This is a genomic window from Pseudomonas sp. NMI760_13 (assembly GCF_021283245.1).
GTDB classification, from domain to species: domain Bacteria; phylum Pseudomonadota; class Gammaproteobacteria; order Pseudomonadales; family Pseudomonadaceae; genus Aquipseudomonas; species Aquipseudomonas peradeniyensis.
This window is the reverse complement of sequence record NZ_JAJSRC010000020.1, coordinates 78,148-94,282: the sequence shown is the minus strand read 5'-3', so window position 1 is coordinate 94,282 and position 16,135 is coordinate 78,148. Positions and strand designations below refer to the sequence as shown.

The 16,135-nt window shown below is 63.9% G+C and carries 14 protein-coding genes; 10 read left to right on the top strand and 4 right to left on the bottom strand.

The window, feature by feature from the left end; translation table 11 throughout:
* The first annotated feature begins 130 nt into the window (after window positions 1-130).
* The 9 genes from panB to LU671_RS19615 all read left to right on the top strand — a co-directional run bounded on the left by panB (window position 131) and on the right by LU671_RS19615 (window position 11,710).
* Complete coding sequence (panB, locus tag LU671_RS19655) at window positions 131-931, top strand: 3-methyl-2-oxobutanoate hydroxymethyltransferase (protein ID WP_110735118.1); 801 nt, start codon at window positions 131-133, stop codon at window positions 929-931.
* Window positions 928-1,791 (top strand): pantoate--beta-alanine ligase, encoded by an 864-nt coding sequence (panC, locus tag LU671_RS19650; protein ID WP_232856612.1) that lies wholly within the window; start codon window positions 928-930, stop codon window positions 1,789-1,791. The genes panB and panC overlap by 4 nt, the downstream gene beginning before the upstream one ends.
* A gap of 264 nt (window positions 1,792-2,055) precedes the next feature.
* The gene (gene pgi / locus LU671_RS19645) at window positions 2,056-3,720 is read left to right on the top strand and encodes a glucose-6-phosphate isomerase (protein ID WP_232856611.1); all 1,665 of its coding nucleotides are present in this window, start codon (window positions 2,056-2,058) and stop codon (window positions 3,718-3,720) included.
* A 218-nt stretch (window positions 3,721-3,938) separates the two neighbouring features.
* Window positions 3,939-5,873, top strand: coding sequence for an acetate--CoA ligase (acs, locus tag LU671_RS19640; RefSeq protein ID WP_232856610.1), 1,935 nt, complete (start codon window positions 3,939-3,941; stop codon window positions 5,871-5,873).
* A 76-nt stretch (window positions 5,874-5,949) separates the two neighbouring features.
* The gene (locus LU671_RS19635; protein ID WP_203648080.1) at window positions 5,950-6,252 is read left to right on the top strand and encodes an ArsR/SmtB family transcription factor; all 303 of its coding nucleotides are present in this window, start codon (window positions 5,950-5,952) and stop codon (window positions 6,250-6,252) included.
* A 169-nt stretch (window positions 6,253-6,421) separates the two neighbouring features.
* The gene (locus LU671_RS19630) at window positions 6,422-7,405 is read left to right on the top strand and encodes a zinc-dependent alcohol dehydrogenase family protein (protein WP_203648081.1); all 984 of its coding nucleotides are present in this window, start codon (window positions 6,422-6,424) and stop codon (window positions 7,403-7,405) included.
* Window positions 7,406-7,439: 34 nt separating this feature from the next.
* Window positions 7,440-7,793: an antibiotic biosynthesis monooxygenase family protein gene (locus LU671_RS19625; RefSeq protein WP_203648082.1), complete on the top strand. Its 354-nt coding sequence runs from the start codon at window positions 7,440-7,442 to the stop codon at window positions 7,791-7,793.
* A gap of 31 nt (window positions 7,794-7,824) precedes the next feature.
* On the top strand, window positions 7,825-8,694 hold the full coding sequence (locus LU671_RS19620; protein ID WP_232856609.1) for an oxygenase MpaB family protein: 870 nt from the start codon (window positions 7,825-7,827) through the stop codon (window positions 8,692-8,694).
* Between the two features lie 79 nt (window positions 8,695-8,773).
* Window positions 8,774-11,710: a DUF748 domain-containing protein gene (locus tag LU671_RS19615; RefSeq protein ID WP_232856608.1), complete on the top strand. Its 2,937-nt coding sequence runs from the start codon at window positions 8,774-8,776 to the stop codon at window positions 11,708-11,710.
* A gap of 69 nt (window positions 11,711-11,779) precedes the next feature.
* Here the strand turns inward: LU671_RS19615 and LU671_RS19610 are convergent, their stop codons facing one another.
* Window positions 11,780-12,193: a VOC family protein gene (locus LU671_RS19610; protein WP_010955354.1), complete on the bottom strand. Its 414-nt coding sequence runs from the start codon at window positions 12,191-12,193 to the stop codon at window positions 11,780-11,782.
* Window positions 12,194-12,253: 60 nt separating this feature from the next.
* On the opposite strand from LU671_RS19610, the gene LU671_RS19605 reads away from it, so the two are divergent.
* Window positions 12,254-12,556, top strand: a complete 303-nt coding sequence (locus LU671_RS19605) for a putative quinol monooxygenase (protein ID WP_232856607.1) — start codon at window positions 12,254-12,256, stop codon at window positions 12,554-12,556.
* A gap of 205 nt (window positions 12,557-12,761) precedes the next feature.
* On the opposite strand, the gene LU671_RS19600 is transcribed toward LU671_RS19605, so the two are convergent.
* The 3 genes from LU671_RS19600 to rpsO all read right to left on the bottom strand — a co-directional run bounded on the left by LU671_RS19600 (window position 12,762) and on the right by rpsO (window position 15,995).
* Window positions 12,762-13,112, bottom strand: a complete 351-nt coding sequence (locus tag LU671_RS19600; protein WP_050706982.1) for a BON domain-containing protein — start codon at window positions 13,110-13,112, stop codon at window positions 12,762-12,764.
* 259 nt (window positions 13,113-13,371) lie between these two features.
* Window positions 13,372-15,477: a polyribonucleotide nucleotidyltransferase gene (pnp, locus tag LU671_RS19595; protein WP_232856606.1), complete on the bottom strand. Its 2,106-nt coding sequence runs from the start codon at window positions 15,475-15,477 to the stop codon at window positions 13,372-13,374.
* A gap of 248 nt (window positions 15,478-15,725) precedes the next feature.
* Window positions 15,726-15,995 (bottom strand): 30S ribosomal protein S15, encoded by a 270-nt coding sequence (gene rpsO / locus LU671_RS19590; protein WP_203648087.1) that lies wholly within the window; start codon window positions 15,993-15,995, stop codon window positions 15,726-15,728.
* Window positions 15,996-16,135 lie beyond the last annotated feature (140 nt).

The window sequence follows — 16,135 nt, the reverse complement described above, 5'->3', positions numbered from 1 at the left end:
CGCAATCACCCATTTAGGCCCGGACGGACCTGTGCCCGAACATCACAGACGATGATGTGCCGCTCCGGAAGATGAATACACGCGTTGTACGCAGTTGTTGTTCACAGCGCCTGAACGAGGATTCCCCTACATGCCTGAAGTAACCCTGACCACCCTGCATGGCCTGAAGGCCAAGGGCGAAAAAATCACCATGCTGACCTGCTATGACGCGACCTTCGCCAAGGCCGCCAGCCAAGCCGGCGTGGAAGTCCTGCTGGTGGGCGACTCCCTGGGGATGGTCCTGCAGGGCCATGACAGCACCCTGCCGGTCACCAACCGCGACATGGCCTACCATACCGCCTGCGTCAAGCGCGGCAACGATGGCGCGCTGATCCTCGCCGACCTGCCGTTCATGGCCCACGCCACCCCCGAACAGGCCTTCGCCAACGCCGCCGAACTGATGCGCGCCGGCGCCCACATGCTCAAGATCGAGGGCGCCGCCTGGCTGGGCGAGACCATCCGCCTGCTGGCCGAGCGCGGTGTGCCGGTGTGTGCGCACATGGGACTGACCCCGCAGACGGTCAACGTGCTGGGTGGCTACAAGGTCCAGGGCCGCCAGGAAGCCCAGGCCCGCCAGATGCGCGCCGACGCCATCGCCCTGGAGCAGGCCGGCGCGGCCATGCTGCTGCTCGAGTGCGTGCCCAGCGAGCTGGCGGCGGAGATTACCCAGGCGGTGGGCATTCCGGTGATCGGCATCGGCGCCGGCAGCGCCACCGATGGCCAGGTGCTGGTCCTGCATGACATGCTCGGACTGTCGCTCAGCGGCCGCGTGCCGAAGTTCGTGAAGAACTTCATGGCCGGCCAGCCGGACATCCAGAGTGCCCTGGCCGCCTATGTCCGTGCGGTCAAGGACGTCAGCTTCCCTGGCAGCGAGCATGGGTTCAGCGCATGAATACCGTCAAGACCGTCCGTGAACTGCGTGCCGCCGTGGCCCGCGCCCGTGGCGAAGGCAAGCGCATCGCCTTCGTGCCGACCATGGGCAACCTGCACAGCGGCCACGCCGCCCTGGTGACCAAGGCCGCCCAGCGCGCCGACTTCGTGGTCGCCAGCATCTTCGTCAACCCGCTGCAGTTCGGCGCGGGCGAGGACCTGGACAAGTATCCCCGCACCCTCGCCGCCGACCAGGAAACACTGCTGCAGGCCGGCTGCCACCTGCTGTTCGCCCCCACCGTCGAGGAGATGTACCCCGACGGCATGGCGGTGCAGACCCGGGTGAGCGTGCCGCAACTGTCCGAAGGCCTGTGCGGCGCCAGCCGCCCCGGACACTTCGAAGGCGTGGCGACGGTGGTCAGCAAGCTGTTCAACATGGTCCAGCCAGACCTGGCCGTGTTCGGCGAAAAGGACTTCCAGCAACTGGCGGTGATCCGCGCCATGGTGCGCGACCTGAACATGCCGATCCAGATCATCGGCGAGCCGACCGTGCGCGCCGAGGACGGCCTGGCGCTGTCGTCGCGCAATGGCTACCTGACGCCGGAGCAGCGAGCCACCGCCCCGGTGCTGTATCGCACCCTGAGCGGCATCGCCGACGCCCTGCGCCGTGGCCAACGCGACTTCGCGGCGCTGATCGCCGAGGGCCAGGCGCAACTGGAAGCGGCAGGCCTGCGCAAGGACTACCTGGAAGTGCGCCACGCCCTGACGCTGCGTCCGGCGCTGATCGACGACCGTGACCTGGTGGTGATCGCCGCGGCGTACCTGGGTAACACCCGGCTGATCGACAACATCTACCTGCACCTGGAAGAGCAGAGCGCCTGATATGACCCGTGGGAGCGGGCTTGCCCCGCGATAGCGCCTGCCCAGGCAACCGCAATCGCGGGGCAAGCCCGCTCCCACGACGCTCAACCTCACGAAGTCTGCTGTCACAAAGCCAGCTCTCACGATCACCCTCGTGACAATTTTCATCCTCCTCGCTTGCCTCACCCATTCCCGGTTTCCTGCCAATGCCTATAATGTCCAGCTTGCAACCGGCAACGAATGCCGCTGTCCAAGCCTGACCATGCACCAAGGAAACCACCCGCAATGGCGTATTACCGTACCCCCCACGATGTGACGGCGCTGCCCGCCTGGCAGGCGCTTCAGCAACACCGCGACGCCATGCAGGGCTTCAGCATGCGCGAAGCCTTCGCCGCCGACGGCAAGCGCTTCGAGCAGTTCTCCTTGAGCAGCTGCGGCCTGTTCCTCGACTACTCGAAGAACCTGATCACCGAGCAGACCCGTGACCTGCTGGTGAACCTGGCCAAGGACGTCGACCTGGAAGCGGCCATCAAGTCGATGTTCAGCGGCGAGATCATCAACGCCTCCGAAGGCCGTCCGGTGCTGCACACCGCCCTGCGCCGCCCGGTCGGCGACAAGCTCAGCGTGAACGGCGTCAACGTGATGCCGGAAGTGCACAAGGTGCTGAACCAGATCACCGAACTGGTCGGCCGCATCCACGACGGCCTGTGGCGCGGCTACAGCGAAAAACCGATCACCGACGTGGTCAACATCGGCATCGGCGGCTCGTTCCTCGGCCCCGAGCTGGTCTCCGAGGCGCTGCTGCCCTACGCCCAGCGCGGCGTGCGCTGCCACTACCTGGCGAACATCGACGGCAGCGAGTTCCATGAGCTGTCGGCCAACCTGCGCGCCGAGACCACCCTGTTCATCGTCTCGTCGAAGTCGTTCAACACCCTGGAAACCCTGAAGAACGCCCAGGCCGCGCGCACCTGGTACCTGGCCCAGGGCGGTTCGGAAGCCGAGCTGTACCGCCACTTCATCGCCGTCTCGAGCAACAAGGCTGCGGCCGTGGCCTTCGGCATCCGCGAAGAGAACATCTTCCCGATGTGGGACTGGGTCGGCGGGCGCTACTCGCTATGGTCGGCCATCGGCCTGCCGATCGCCCTGGCCATCGGCACCGCCAACTTCAAGGAACTGCTGTCCGGCGCCTACACCATGGACCAGCACTTCCAGACCGCGCCGTTCGAGAAGAACATGCCGGTGCTGCTGGCCCTGCTCGGCGTGTGGTACGGCAACTTCTGGGGCGCCCAGGCCCATGCGATCCTGCCGTACGACCACTACCTGCGCAACATCACCAAGCACCTGCAGCAACTGGACATGGAATCCAACGGCAAGAGCGTGCTGCAGGATGGCACCCCGGTGAAGACCGAAACCGGCCCGGTGATCTGGGGCGGCGTCGGCTGCAACGGCCAGCACGCCTACCACCAGTTGCTGCACCAGGGCACCCAGCTGATCCCGGCCGACTTCATCGTCCCGGTGGTGAGCTTCAACCCGGTGGCGGACCACCATCAGTGGCTGTACGCCAACTGCCTGTCGCAGAGCCAGGCGCTGATGCTCGGCAAGACCCGCGAGGAAGCCGAGGCAGAACTGCGCGCCAAGGGCCTGAACGAGGCCGATATCGCCAAGCTGGCGCCGCACAAGGTGATCCCGGGCAACCGCCCGAGCAACACCCTGGTGGTCGAGCGCATCAGCCCGCGCCGCCTCGGTGCGCTGGTGGCGATGTACGAGCACAAGGTGTTCGTGCAGAGCGTGGTCTGGGGCATCAACGCCTTCGACCAGTGGGGCGTGGAGCTGGGCAAGGAACTGGGCAAGGGCGTGTACCAGCGCCTGGTGGGCGCCCAGGAGGACAACGCCGAGGACGGCTCCACCCAGGGCCTGATCAACTACTTCCGCGGCCGTCACCGCGGCTGACGCTACACAGCCGCTCTTTGTGTAGGAGCGGCCTTGTGCCGCGAAAGGGCCGCACAGCGGCCCCGGCAATCATCATGGGGCCGCTTCGCGGCCCTTTCGCGGCGCAAGGCCGCTCCTACACGGACACCATGATCCTCAAGGAACATCACCTCTAGCTACACTGTCCATCGAATAGCCGTTGCAGTCCCTCGCCCCTAACAAGAGCAGGACCACCCGCCATGTTCGATATCCGCGACTATCCCCAGGCCCTGGCCGTGAGCCAGTCCGCCACCCTCAGCGACGACGAATACCGCCGCCTCTACCGCCAGTCGGTGGATGATCCCGACGCCTTCTGGGCCGAACAGGCCAAGCGCCTGGACTGGATCAAGCCCTGGTCAAGCGTGCAGCAATGCGACCTGAACACCGGCAGCGCCCGCTGGTTCGACGGCGCCCAGCTCAACGTCAGCCATAACTGCATCGATCGCCACCTGGCCCAGCGCGGCGAGCAAACCGCCCTGCTCTGGGAAGGCGACGATCCCGCGGACAGCAAGGCCATCAGCTACCGCGAACTGCACCGCCAGGTCTGCCGCCTGGCCAACGCCCTGAAAGCCCGTGGTGTGAACAAAGGCGACCGGGTGTGCATCTATATGCCGATGATCCCCGAGGCCGCCTACGCCATGCTCGCCTGCACGCGCATCGGCGCCATCCACTCGGTGGTGTTCGGCGGCTTCTCCCCCGACGCCCTGCGCGACCGCATCCTCGACGCCGACTGCCGCACCGTGATCACCGCTGACGAAGGCGTGCGTGGCGGCAAGCGCGTTCCGCTCAAGCAGAACGTCGACAAGGCCCTCGCCAGTTGCCCGGCGGTGAGCAGCGTATTCGTGATCAAGCGTACCGGCGCTGAGGTGGCCTGGAGCGAAGGGCGTGATCTCTGGTATCACGAGGTGACGGAAAAGGCCGCTGACGACTGCCCGGCCGAGCCGATGAACGCCGAGGATCCGCTGTTCATCCTCTACACCTCGGGCAGCACCGGCAAGCCCAAGGGCGTGCTGCACACCACCGCCGGCTACCTGCTGCAGGCGACCATGACCTTCAAGACCGTGTTCGACTACCGCGACGGCGAGGTGTTCTGGTGCACCGCCGACGTCGGCTGGGTCACCGGCCACAGCTATATCGTCTATGGCCCACTGGCCAACGGCGCGATTTCGCTGATGTTCGAGGGCGTGCCCAACTACCCCGACACCTCGCGCTTCTGGCAAGTGGTCGACAAACACCGGGTGAACATCTTCTACACCGCGCCCACCGCCCTGCGCGCGCTGATGCGCGAAGGTGCCGGCCCCTTGCAGGGCACCTCACGCGAGACCCTGCGCCTGCTCGGCAGCGTCGGCGAGCCGATCAACCCGGAAGCCTGGGAATGGTATTTCGAAGAGGTCGGCAAGAAACGCTGCCCCATCGTCGACACCTGGTGGCAGACCGAGACCGGCGGCATCATGCTCACCCCCCTCCCCGGCACGCCACGGCTCAAGCCGGGCTGCGCCACCCAGCCGATGTTCGGCGTGCAACCGGTACTGCTGGACGACAAAGGCAAGCTGATCGAAGGCCCCGGCGCCGGGCTGCTGGCGATCAAGGCCAGCTGGCCCGGGCAGATCCGCAGCGTCTACGGCGACCACCAGCGCATGGTCGACACCTACTTCAAGCCGATGCCCCGCTACTACTTCACCGGCGACGGCGCCCGCCGCGATGCCGATGGCGACTACTGGATCACCGGGCGCATCGACGATGTGATCAATGTTTCCGGCCACCGTATCGGCACCGCCGAGGTGGAGAGCGCCCTGGTGCTGCACGACAGCGTCGCCGAGGCCGCCGTGGTGGGTTATCCCCACGACCTCAAGGGCCAGGGTGTGTATGCCTTCGTCACTCCCATGAACGGCGTGACGCCGGACGACGCGCTCAAGGCCGAACTGCTGGCCCTGGTCAGCAAGGAGATCGGCAGCTTCGCCAAACCCGAGCTGATCCAGTGGGCCCCTGCCCTGCCCAAGACCCGCTCGGGCAAGATCATGCGGCGCATCCTGCGCAAGATCGCCTGCAATGAACTGGACAACCTGGGCGACACCTCCACCCTCGCCGACCCGAGCGTGGTCCAGGGCCTGATCGACAAACGCCTGAACCAATAGGCCGCTTCGCAGGGCGGCCGCTGCCGGCCGTCCTGCGGTGAATTGACATATCGGTAAATACCGATATTATCGCGTCATGGAACTGCTCGACGTATTCAAGGCACTCTCGAACCGCACACGCCTCGAGATCCTCAAAGGCTTGAAAGACCCGGTGAATCACTTTCCTCCACAGGACGAAGGTGACGTTCACACCGTGGGTGTCTGTGTGAGCAGTATCCAGGAAGGCGTGGGGCTGTCGCAGTCAACGGTGTCCGACTACCTGGCCACCCTGCAGCGTGCAGGCCTGGTCGAGGTCCGCCGCATTGGCCAGTGGACCTACTACAAGCGCAACGAAGCAGCCATCAGCGCGCTCGCCGAGCTGATCGGGAGCGACCTGTAGGGTTTGCTTTTACCTCACTATATCGATATTTCTCGATATCCCGTTTTAACGAAATCAAGGAGCAATCCCCGAGGTGCCTGCCAGGCGCCCAGAAACAGAAAAGCAGCTTGATCTCACTTTATATATCGACATTTCTCGATATCCCTTTTTATAGAAGCGAGGAAACACCATGAAAGCGTTGATACTGGATGCCTTCGGCGGCCCGGATGCATTCGTCTATCGTGACATCGCCAAGCCGGTGCCAAAGGCCGGGCAGGTACTGGTCAGGGTGCATGCCACCTCCGTCAATCCGCTGGACTACCAGGTGCGTCGCGGCGACTATCCCGACCTGGTGCCGCTGCCGGCCATCACCGGGCACGACGTCTCCGGCGTCGTCGAGGCCGTCGGGCCTGGGGTGACGGCGTTCAGCCCCGGTGACGAGGTGTGGTACACCCCGCAGATCTTCGAGGGCGCGGGCAGCTATGCCGAATACCACGTCGCCGCCGAAGGCATCGTCGGCCGGAAGCCGCCGTCGCTGAGCCATCTCGAGGCGGCAAGCCTGAGCCTGGTCGGCGGCACGGCCTGGGAGGCGCTGGTGGTCCGCGCGGCGCTCAGGGTGGGCGAGAGCATCCTGGTGCATGGCGGTGCCGGCGGCGTCGGCCATGTGGCGATCCAGCTGGCCAAGGCCATGGGCGCCAGGGTCTTCACCACGGTACGCGAAGCGAATGCCGAATTCGCGCGACGCATGGGCGCCGATGTGGTCATCGACTACGAGCGCCAGGACTATGTCGATGTCATCCTCAAGGAAACCGCAGGCCATGGCGTCGACGTGGTATTCGACACCATTGGCGGCGATACCCTGTCTCGCAGCCCGGACGCCCTGGCCCAGTTGGGGCGCGTGGTGTCGATCGTGGACATCGCGCAACCACAGAACCTCATTCAGGCCTGGGGCAAGAACGCGAGCTATCACTTCGTCTTCACCCGGCAGCAGCGCGGCAAGCTCGATGAGCTGAGCGCGCTGGTCGAGCGCGGACAACTGCGGCCACATGTGGGCGCCATCTATCCCCTGGCCGACGTTGCGCTCGCCCATGCCCGGCTGCAAAGCCCCAACAATGGCCTGCAAGGAAAGATCGCCATTGCGGTCGTGCCTGCGGCCGAACCCAGCAACGCTTGACGCCCCCTCGCCCAACCCAATCATGAGGACCGCCATGATCTACGAAATCGCCATTCTTCCCATCCAGCAGGCGCGCATCGACAGTTTCAGGCACGCCTTCGCCGAAGTCGCCCCTCTGCTCAGTCGGGCCAAAGGGTACCTCAGCCACCTGCTCGCGCAAGGGATCGAAACACCCCATCACTTCAACCTGATCGTACAGTGGCAATCCCTCGAGGATCACACGCCTGGCTTCGAGACCAGCGAAGACCACCAGGTCTTCATGGCCCACCTCACACCGTATTTTTCCGAGGAGCCCACGGTTTATCATATCCACGGAGGCGCGCTCGAGACGCACGCCCCCGCCGGCCCGGGAGACGCCAGGCCAATGGACATACGCCTCAATTCATAGACGGCCGCCATGGCGGCCAGCACAGGTCGCCATGGAAGTCCTACGTCGTCGCATCGAAACCCAGGTCATGAGCCTCACCGGGCTGGCCCTCGGCCAGCTCGACCTGGAATCGCCCAAGGGTGATCCCGGCCTGTTCGGCCCAAAGAGCATCAGCTGGCAGGTACATGGCGACTTCCCCAGCATGCTGGTGGGCGGTATCAGCGCGTTGATGCTGCAACTGCTGCACCCGCTGGCACTGGCCGGGGTGTGGGACCATTCGAACTTCCGCCAGGATCTGCTCGGACGCCTGCGCCGTACCAGCCAGTTCATCTCCGGCACCACCTTCGGCTCGACCCGCGACGCCGAGTGGCTGATCGACAAGGTTCGCACCATCCACCTCAAGGTGACCGGCACCGCGCCCGATGGCCGTCCCTATGCGGCGAGCGACCCCGACCTGCTGACCTGGGTGCATGTGGCCGAAGTCAGCAGCTTCCTCGCCGCCCACCTGCGTTATCGCAATCCTCGCCTGCCACGCGCCGAGCAGGACGCCTACTACGACGAGATCGCGCTGATCGCCGAGCGCCTCGGCGCACGTGACGTGCCACGCTCCTGCGCCGAGGTCGACGAGTACCTGCGGCGCATGCGCCCGCAACTGCAGTGCGACGCGCGCAGCCTGGAGGTGATGGACATCCTGCTCAAGGCCCCGGCGCCCAGCCGGATGGCCGAGCCGGTGGGCAAGCTGATGCTCAACGCCGGCATCGACCTGCTGCCCGAATGGGCCAGCGAAATGCTCGGCCTGCACCAGGGCGCGTTCGAGCGGCGCATGATCCGCCTGGGCCTTAACAACACCGCCCCGGTGCTGCGCTGGGCCATGCGCGACGGTTCGGCGCACCGCGCACGGCGGCGCATGGGCATCGAATGAGGTATTTTGCTCCGTTCATCGGAACCGATTTAACGTGCCATACTCCAAGCACTCCAGCCTGATACAGACGATGCGACACATGCCCAAAGGATTGACCCGCGCTATCGGCGCACTGCTGGCCCTCGTGGCCCTGTACGGCCTGCTCGGCTTTTTCATTCTCCCCGGTGTCGCCCTGCGCATCGCCAACCAGCAACTGGCGCAATACGCCACGGTGCCGGCGCACCTGCAGCGCATCGAGCTCAACCCGTTCAGCCTTGAACTGACCCTCTGGGGCCTGCAGATTGGCGAGCCCGGCAAGGAGCAGGTCGGCTTCGAGCGCCTGTATGCCAACCTGTCCCTCGACAGCCTGTGGACCAAGGCCCTGCGCCTGGACGCCGTGGAGCTGGACAAGCCGCGCACCGAGCTGCTGTTCGCCAAGGACGGCAGCCTCAACCTGGCCCAGTTGTTCAAGATCCCGCCCAGCGAGCCCAAGCCGGAGGAGCCGCCAAGCGACCCATTCCCGCTGCGCATCGCCAGCATCAAGCTCAGCGAAGGCTACCTGCATTTCCAGGACCTGCGCCCGAGCGAGCCAATCGAGTTCCTTTACGACTCGATGAACCTGGAGCTGAAGAACCTCAGTACCCTGCCCGACGACAACGCCGACATGACCCTGGTGGCCAACGGCCCGGCTGGTGGGCGCATCGACTGGAGCGGCACCCTGAGCCTGTCGCCGATCGCCTCCGAAGGCACCCTCAAGGTCACCGACGGCAAGATGAAGCTGTTCTGGCCTTATGTGCGCGACGCCGTGCCGCTGGTGCTGGAAGACGGCATGGTCAGCCTCGACACCCACTACAAGCTCAACCTCGCCAAGGAAACCGAGCTGCTGCTCGACAACACCTCGGTGCGGGTCGCGCCCTTCGCCATCCAGGCCCCGGACGGGCGCCCGCTGGCCCGCCTGGCCAGCCTGGAGGTGAGCGAGACCTCCATCGACCTGGCCAAACAGCTGGTCACCGTCGGCAAGATCCGCAGTGAGAAGCTGGAGACCTGGGCGGCCCTGGAGAAGGACGGCCAGCTCGATTGGCAGAAGCTGTTCGCCAGCCAGCCGGCCAAGCCCACGCCCAAGGAAAAGGCAGAACCCGCAGCCGCCGAACCGACTCCGGAACAACAGGCCGCCAAGGAGCCGAGCAAACCCTGGCAGGTGCTGCTCAAGGACGTGCAGGCGCGCAACTACCTCATTCACCTGGCTGACCGTAGCCAGAAAGAGCCCGTGGCCCTGGATGTCGGCCCACTCAACCTCGACCTGCAGAACTTCGACAGCCTCAACCAGTCACCCTTCACCCTCAAGCTCGACACCGGCGTGGGCAAGCAAGGCAAGTTGCAGGCCGCGGGTCAGGTCAACCTGGCGCCAGTCAGCGCGAAACTCGACGTCGCCACCCGCGACATCGACCTGCGGGTGGCCCAGGCCTACATCAGCCCGTTCATCCGCCTGGAACTGCGCAGCGGCATGCTCTCCAGCGACCTCAAGGTCGACCTCAAGAGCACCGAGCCACTGGCCTTCAGCATCACCGGCAAGGCCCAGGCCAACCAGCTGCACACCCTGGACACCATCAAGAACCGCGATTTCGTCAAATGGCAGCAGGTCAACGTCGACGGCCTGTCCTATGTGCACGGCGATGCCCTGTCGATCGACAAGGTTACCCTGCTGCAACCCTATGCGCGCTTCATCATCAACGAAGACCGCACCACCAACGTCGACGACCTGCTGATCCCGCAACCCGCGGACAAGCCAGCCGCGGCGCCGAGCAAGCCGGCCGCGTCCAGCGGCGGCAAGGAACTGGGCATCCGTATCGGCCAGATCAGTATCAACGATGGTTCGGCCAACTTCGCGGACCTGACCCTGACCCCCAACTTCGCCACTGCCGTACAGCAGCTCAACGGCCAGATCGGTACCATCGACAACCGCAAGCCGTTGCCGGCCAAGGTGGATATCAAGGGCAAGGTGGACCGCTACGCACCGGTCACCATCAAAGGTGCGCTCAACCCGTTCAACCCGCTGGCCAGCCTGGACATCGCCACCAGCTTCAAGCGTGTCGAGCTGACCACGCTCACCCCCTACTCCGGCAAGTTCGCGGGCATGCGCATCCGCAAGGGCCGGCTGAACCTCGACCTGCACTACCTGATCACCAACGGCCAGCTCAAGGCCGAGAACAAGGTGGTGATCGAACAGCTGCAACTGGGCGAGAAGGTCGACAGCCCGGACGCCGTGGACCTGCCGATCCGCCTGGCCGTCGCCCTGCTCAAGGACACCGAAGGCAGGATCTCCATCGAGTTGCCGGTATCGGGCGACCTCAACAACCCGCAGTTCAGCGTGATGCCGATCGTCTGGCAGACCCTGCGCAACCTGGTGCTGCGCGCGGCCCAGGCGCCGTTCAAGCTGCTCGGCGGGCTGGTCGCCGGCGGCGGTTCGGAAGATTTGGGCAACGTCTCGTTCGCGGCAGGCTCCAGCGACCTTACCCCTGAAGTGCAGGCGTCCCTGGACAAGCTCGCTTCGGCCCTGAAAGAGCGCCCTGAGCTGCGCCTGGAGATCGAGGGCACCGCCGCCCAGAGCAGTGACGGCCCGCTGATCGCCCAGCAGCGCCTGGAGCGCGAGTACCAGGCCACCTGGTACAAGATCCTCCAGCGCCGCGGCGACAAGGTACCGGCCAACGCCTCGCTGCTGGTGGTGGACGATAGCGACAAGCCGGCGATGCTCGAAGGCATCTACCGTACCCGTCTCAAGCAGCAGCCACCGGCCGAGTGGGAGAAGCTGGGGCGTGACGAACGCAGCGCCAAGCTGCGCGAGGCGGTTATCAAGTCCTGGGCGGAAAGCGCCGCGCTGCTGCGCACACTCGGCCAGGAACGCGCCAGCAGCATCAAGGACTACCTGGTGGACAAGGGCCAGCTGGAGGATGACCGGGTGTACTTCATCGACACCAATCTCGGCCAGGCAGAGAGCGATGGCCGAGTGGTGACACCGATGCATCTGGATGCCGAGTAACCCTTCATTACCGAGTCACCCTCATCACCGGCTTGCCGGCGATGAGGGCAGCACAGGCAATCGATACCATCAGACCAGCCGCTGCCCCGATACCGCCGGGTGATACAACGGCTGCACCTTGTTCCCCGCAGGGTCCAGCAAATGGAAGCTGCGGGCACCATCGCCATGATTGAAGGGGCGATCCAGCAGCGTCACGCCGTGGGCCTTGAAGTACTGATACCAGGCTTCGAGTTCCTCCACGCTGTCGACGATGAATCCATAGTGATCCAGGGTCTGCAGCCCGTTGGCCGCTCCGGCGCCACGTCCCAGCGACAGGTTATCGTTACCGCAGGTGAGGTAGACCAGGTCTTCGTTGGCGCGGTTCAGCACCTCCATGCCCAGCACATCCACGTAGAAGCGCTCGCATTCCTCCAGGTTGGGGACCAGCAAGGCAATATGACGCAGGCCATTCAGGCGACCTGGGCGGGCAGGTAGTTCGGACATGAGCAAGGCTCCTTTTTTGTATACAATTCAAAACAGAATCTAAAACAAAAGGAGCTTCCTGTGTACTGCCTGTTTATCAAGACACGTGTGAAACCCGGTACTGACGAAGCTTTCCTGACGGCGATCAAGGCCAATGCCGCCGCTTCGGTGGCCACCGAGCCGGGCTGCCTGGTGTTCGATGTGGCCCAGGATCGGGAGAGTCCGGATGTGATCTACCTGTACGAGATCTACCAGGACGACGCTGCATATGAGGCCCATACCCAGACGGCGCATTTCCGGGACAGCAGGCCTTTGGTGGAGCCTTTGATCGTGGAACAGGTGTGCTTCGAGAGCGATGTGATCGCACGTAATCCGGCGCTATAACGCCTTGTGTAGGAGCGGCCTTGTGCCGCGAAAGGGCTGCACAGCAGCCCCGGCAATTCGATGGTGGCTCAGAACCTGGGGCCGCTGTGCGCCCCTTTCGCGGCACAAGGCCGCTCCTACAGGGAAGCGCAAGTAAAAGCCCCGGCAGATGCCGGGGCTTGTGCTTGAAGGGGTGGCCAAATCCTTTTGGCCGACGGGACATTCCTTACTCGGACTTCAGGCCATCAGCCGAGACGGCTTGGACGCCCTTGATCTTCTTGGCGATGGCGACTGCCATATCCTTCTGCGCGTCGGTAATGGCCACGTCCGAGGACAGGGACACTACGCCTTTGTTGGTTTCGACCTTGATGTCACTGCCTGGCACGCCTTTCTCGGTCATCAGGTCAGCCTTCACCTTGGTGGTGATCCAGGTGTCGGAAGTAGCTTCCTTGGCTTTGGTCACCTCACCGGCCGCCAGCGTCATCGGGGCCTGGGTGGACTGGGCAGCGAACGCCGCGTTAGCCATGGTCAGGGTCAGAGCGGTGGCAGTAGCGGCAGCAATGGCGAACTTCTTCATGTGGGTCACTCCTGTTTTTCGAAAGGTCTGCGCCGTAGTTCCTGGCGTCAGGTAGAAGTGATGTTGCAGGGCGTGTGCCAGCTTTCCTAATAAATATTAATTCTTATAAATCAACAGCTTATCAATTCTAACCGACAGCGATGATCGTGCAATTTGCAAGCCCGGGCAAAATCCTGCATGCAAGATGCAAGTCCACAAGACAAAGCCACAGGCATAAAAAAAGGACCCCGAAGGGTCCTTCCTGTCAGCCTGGTGAGGCTTAGACGCCCGATGCCTTGGCAGCGGCAACGTCCTTGATCGACAGTTTGATACGGCCGCGGTTGTCCACGTCCAGTACCAGCACTTCGACTTCCTGGCCTTCCTTCAGCACGTCGGTGACCTTCTCGACGCGAGCATCGCTCAGCATGGAGATGTGCACCAGGCCGTCCTTGCCCGGCAGGATGTTGACGAAGGCGCCGAAGTCGACGATGCGCTCGACCTTGCCGACGTAGATCTTGCCGATCTCGGCCTCGGCGGTGATGCCCAGGATGCGCTGCTTGGCAGCGTCCGCGGCTTCCTTGGTCTCGCCGAAGATCTTGATCGAGCCGTCGTCTTCGATATCGATCGAAGCCTTGGTCTCTTCGCAGATGGCGCGGATGGTGGCGCCACCCTTGCCGATGACGTCACGGATCTTGTCGGTGTCGATCTTCATCGCGATCATGGTCGGGGCGTTGGCCGACAGCTCGGTACGCGACTCGCCGATGATCTGGTTCATCTGGCCGAGGATGTTCAGGCGCGCTTCCAGGGCCTGGCCCAGGGCGATCTCCATGATCTCTTCGGTGATGCCGTTGATCTTGATGTCCATCTGCAGCGCGGTGACGCCCTTGGCGGTACCGGCTACCTTGAAGTCCATGTCGCCCAGGTGGTCTTCGTCACCGAGGATGTCGGTCAGGACGGCAAACTTCTCGCCTTCCTTGACCAGACCCATGGCGATACCGGCAACCGGGGCTTTCATCGGCACGCCGGCATCCATCAGGGCCAGCGAGGCGCCGCAGACCGAAGCCATGGAGCTGGAACCGTTGGACTCGGTGATTTCCGACACCACGCGGATGGTGTACGGGAACACGTCGGCGGCCGGCAGCATGGCCTGGACCGAACGACGGGCCAGACGGCCGTGGCCGATTTCGCGACGGCCGGCACCGCCCATGCGACCACACTCGCCCACCGAGAACGGCGGGAAGTTGTAGTGCAGCATGAAGGGGTCTTTCTTCTCGCCTTCGAGGGTGTCCAGCAGCTGGGCGTCACGGGCAGTACCCAGGGTCGCGACGACCAGGGCCTGGGTTTCGCCGCGGGTGAACAGCGCCGAACCATGGGTCTTCGGCAGAACGCCGACTTCGATGTTCAGCGGACGCACGGTCTTGGTGTCGCGACCGTCGATACGCGGCTTGCCGTTGACGATGTTTTCGCGAACGGTGCGGTATTCGATTTCGCCGAAGATGTCTTTGACTTCACCAGCCGAAGGCTGGCCTTCTTCACCGGAGAACTTGGCGATCGCCTGATCGCGCAGCTCGCCCAGGCGGGCGTAACGGTCAGCCTTGACGGTGATGGTGTAGCCCTGGGAAACGGCTTCGCCGAACTCGGCACGGATGGCGTTGAACAGCTCGGTGTTGGCCGCAGCAGGTTTCCAGTCCCAGGTCGGCTTGGCCGCTTCGGCAGCCAGCTCTTTGACAGCCTGGATGACAGCCTGGAATTCGTCGTGGGCGAACAGTACGGCACCCAGCATCTGGTCTTCGGTCAGCTCTTTGGCTTCCGACTCAACCATCAGTACCGCATCGGAGGTACCGGCAACGACCATGTCCAGGCTCGAGGCAGCCAGTTGCTCGTAGGTCGGGTTCAGCAGGTAGCCGGTGCTTTCATGGAAGGCCACGCGGGCGGCGCCGATCGGGCCTTCGAACGGAATGCCGGAGATAGCCAGGGCAGCCGAGGTACCGATCATCGCGGCGATGTCCGGATCGGTCTTCTTGCTGGTGGAAACCACGGTGCAGACGACCTGGACTTCGTTCATGAAGCCTTCAGGGAACAGCGGGCGGATCGGACGGTCGATCAGGCGCGAGGTCAGGGTTTCCTTCTCGGAAGGACGGCCTTCACGCTTGAAGAAACCGCCTGGGATCTTGCCGGCGGCGTAGGTCTTTTCCTGGTAGTGCACGGACAGCGGGAAGAAGCCCTTGCCCGGATCAGCCTGCTTGGCGCCAACCACGGTCACCAGCACGGTGACATCGTTGTCGACGGTGACCAGCACGGCGCCGGTGGCCTGACGGGCGATGCGGCCCGTTTCGAGGGTTACGGTCGATTGACCGAACTGGAATTTCTTGATTACCGGGTTCACGGTTTCCTACCTTCTTCAGTGGCTCTTGGGGGAACTGGTTCTTGCGAATTCTTGGGCAGAACGGGGAATCGGCCCCATTGACCGTCCAGATACAACACGAGGCTGGGAGCCTGGCGCCGGGCGGATAAACCGCACGACGGACCAGGCTGCCAACCTCGCTGATCGCGTGGCGTGTCCAACGCCAGGGTTGCCGGGCAACCCTGCCGATGCATGCGACACGCCATGCAACACCACTGGCCAGACCGCTATTAGCGACGCAGGCCCAGGCGACCGATCAGGGCGCTGTAACGAGTGGTGTCTTTGCCCTTCAGGTAATCCAGCAGCTTACGACGCTGGTTGACCATACGGATCAGACCACGACGGGAGTGGTGGTCTTTATCGTTGGCCTTGAAGTGGCCTTGCAGCTTGTTGATGTTGAAGGTCAGCAGAGCAACCTGCACTTCCGGGCTACCGGTATCGCCGGCGGCTTGCTGGTAATCGGCAACAATTTGAGCTTTTTCTTCGACGCTGAGGGCCATTTGGCTTCTCCTGATAAACGGATCCCGCGAGCGGGGTCCAATAGGCCAGGGACAAGTCCCCGTATTAAAAAGAAGAGGTGTGACCGTGCCTAATAACAGCCAACCTCGTATCCACCGGTTTCAGCATAAGCCTCTACCCG

What these genes read in the sequence shown, in the direction of transcription:
- pgi (WP_232856611.1), top strand. Translation starts at nt 2,056, where the DNA reads ATGGCGTATTACCGTACCCCCCACGATGTGACGGCGCTGCCCGCCTGG.
- LU671_RS19615 (WP_232856608.1), top strand. Translation starts at nt 8,774, where the DNA reads ATGCCCAAAGGATTGACCCGCGCTATCGGCGCACTGCTGGCCCTCGTG.
- rpsO (WP_203648087.1), bottom strand. Translation starts at nt 15,995, where the DNA reads ATGGCCCTCAGCGTCGAAGAAAAAGCTCAAATTGTTGCCGATTACCAG.
- LU671_RS19610 (WP_010955354.1), bottom strand. Translation starts at nt 12,193, where the DNA reads ATGTCCGAACTACCTGCCCGCCCAGGTCGCCTGAATGGCCTGCGTCAT.
- acs (WP_232856610.1), top strand. Translation starts at nt 3,939, where the DNA reads ATGTTCGATATCCGCGACTATCCCCAGGCCCTGGCCGTGAGCCAGTCC.
- LU671_RS19630 (WP_203648081.1), top strand. Translation starts at nt 6,422, where the DNA reads ATGAAAGCGTTGATACTGGATGCCTTCGGCGGCCCGGATGCATTCGTC.
- LU671_RS19625 (WP_203648082.1), top strand. Translation starts at nt 7,440, where the DNA reads ATGATCTACGAAATCGCCATTCTTCCCATCCAGCAGGCGCGCATCGAC.
- LU671_RS19620 (WP_232856609.1), top strand. Translation starts at nt 7,825, where the DNA reads ATGGAAGTCCTACGTCGTCGCATCGAAACCCAGGTCATGAGCCTCACC.
- panC (WP_232856612.1), top strand. Translation starts at nt 928, where the DNA reads ATGAATACCGTCAAGACCGTCCGTGAACTGCGTGCCGCCGTGGCCCGC.
- LU671_RS19600 (WP_050706982.1), bottom strand. Translation starts at nt 13,112, where the DNA reads ATGAAGAAGTTCGCCATTGCTGCCGCTACTGCCACCGCTCTGACCCTG.
- LU671_RS19635 (WP_203648080.1), top strand. Translation starts at nt 5,950, where the DNA reads ATGGAACTGCTCGACGTATTCAAGGCACTCTCGAACCGCACACGCCTC.
- panB (WP_110735118.1), top strand. Translation starts at nt 131, where the DNA reads ATGCCTGAAGTAACCCTGACCACCCTGCATGGCCTGAAGGCCAAGGGC.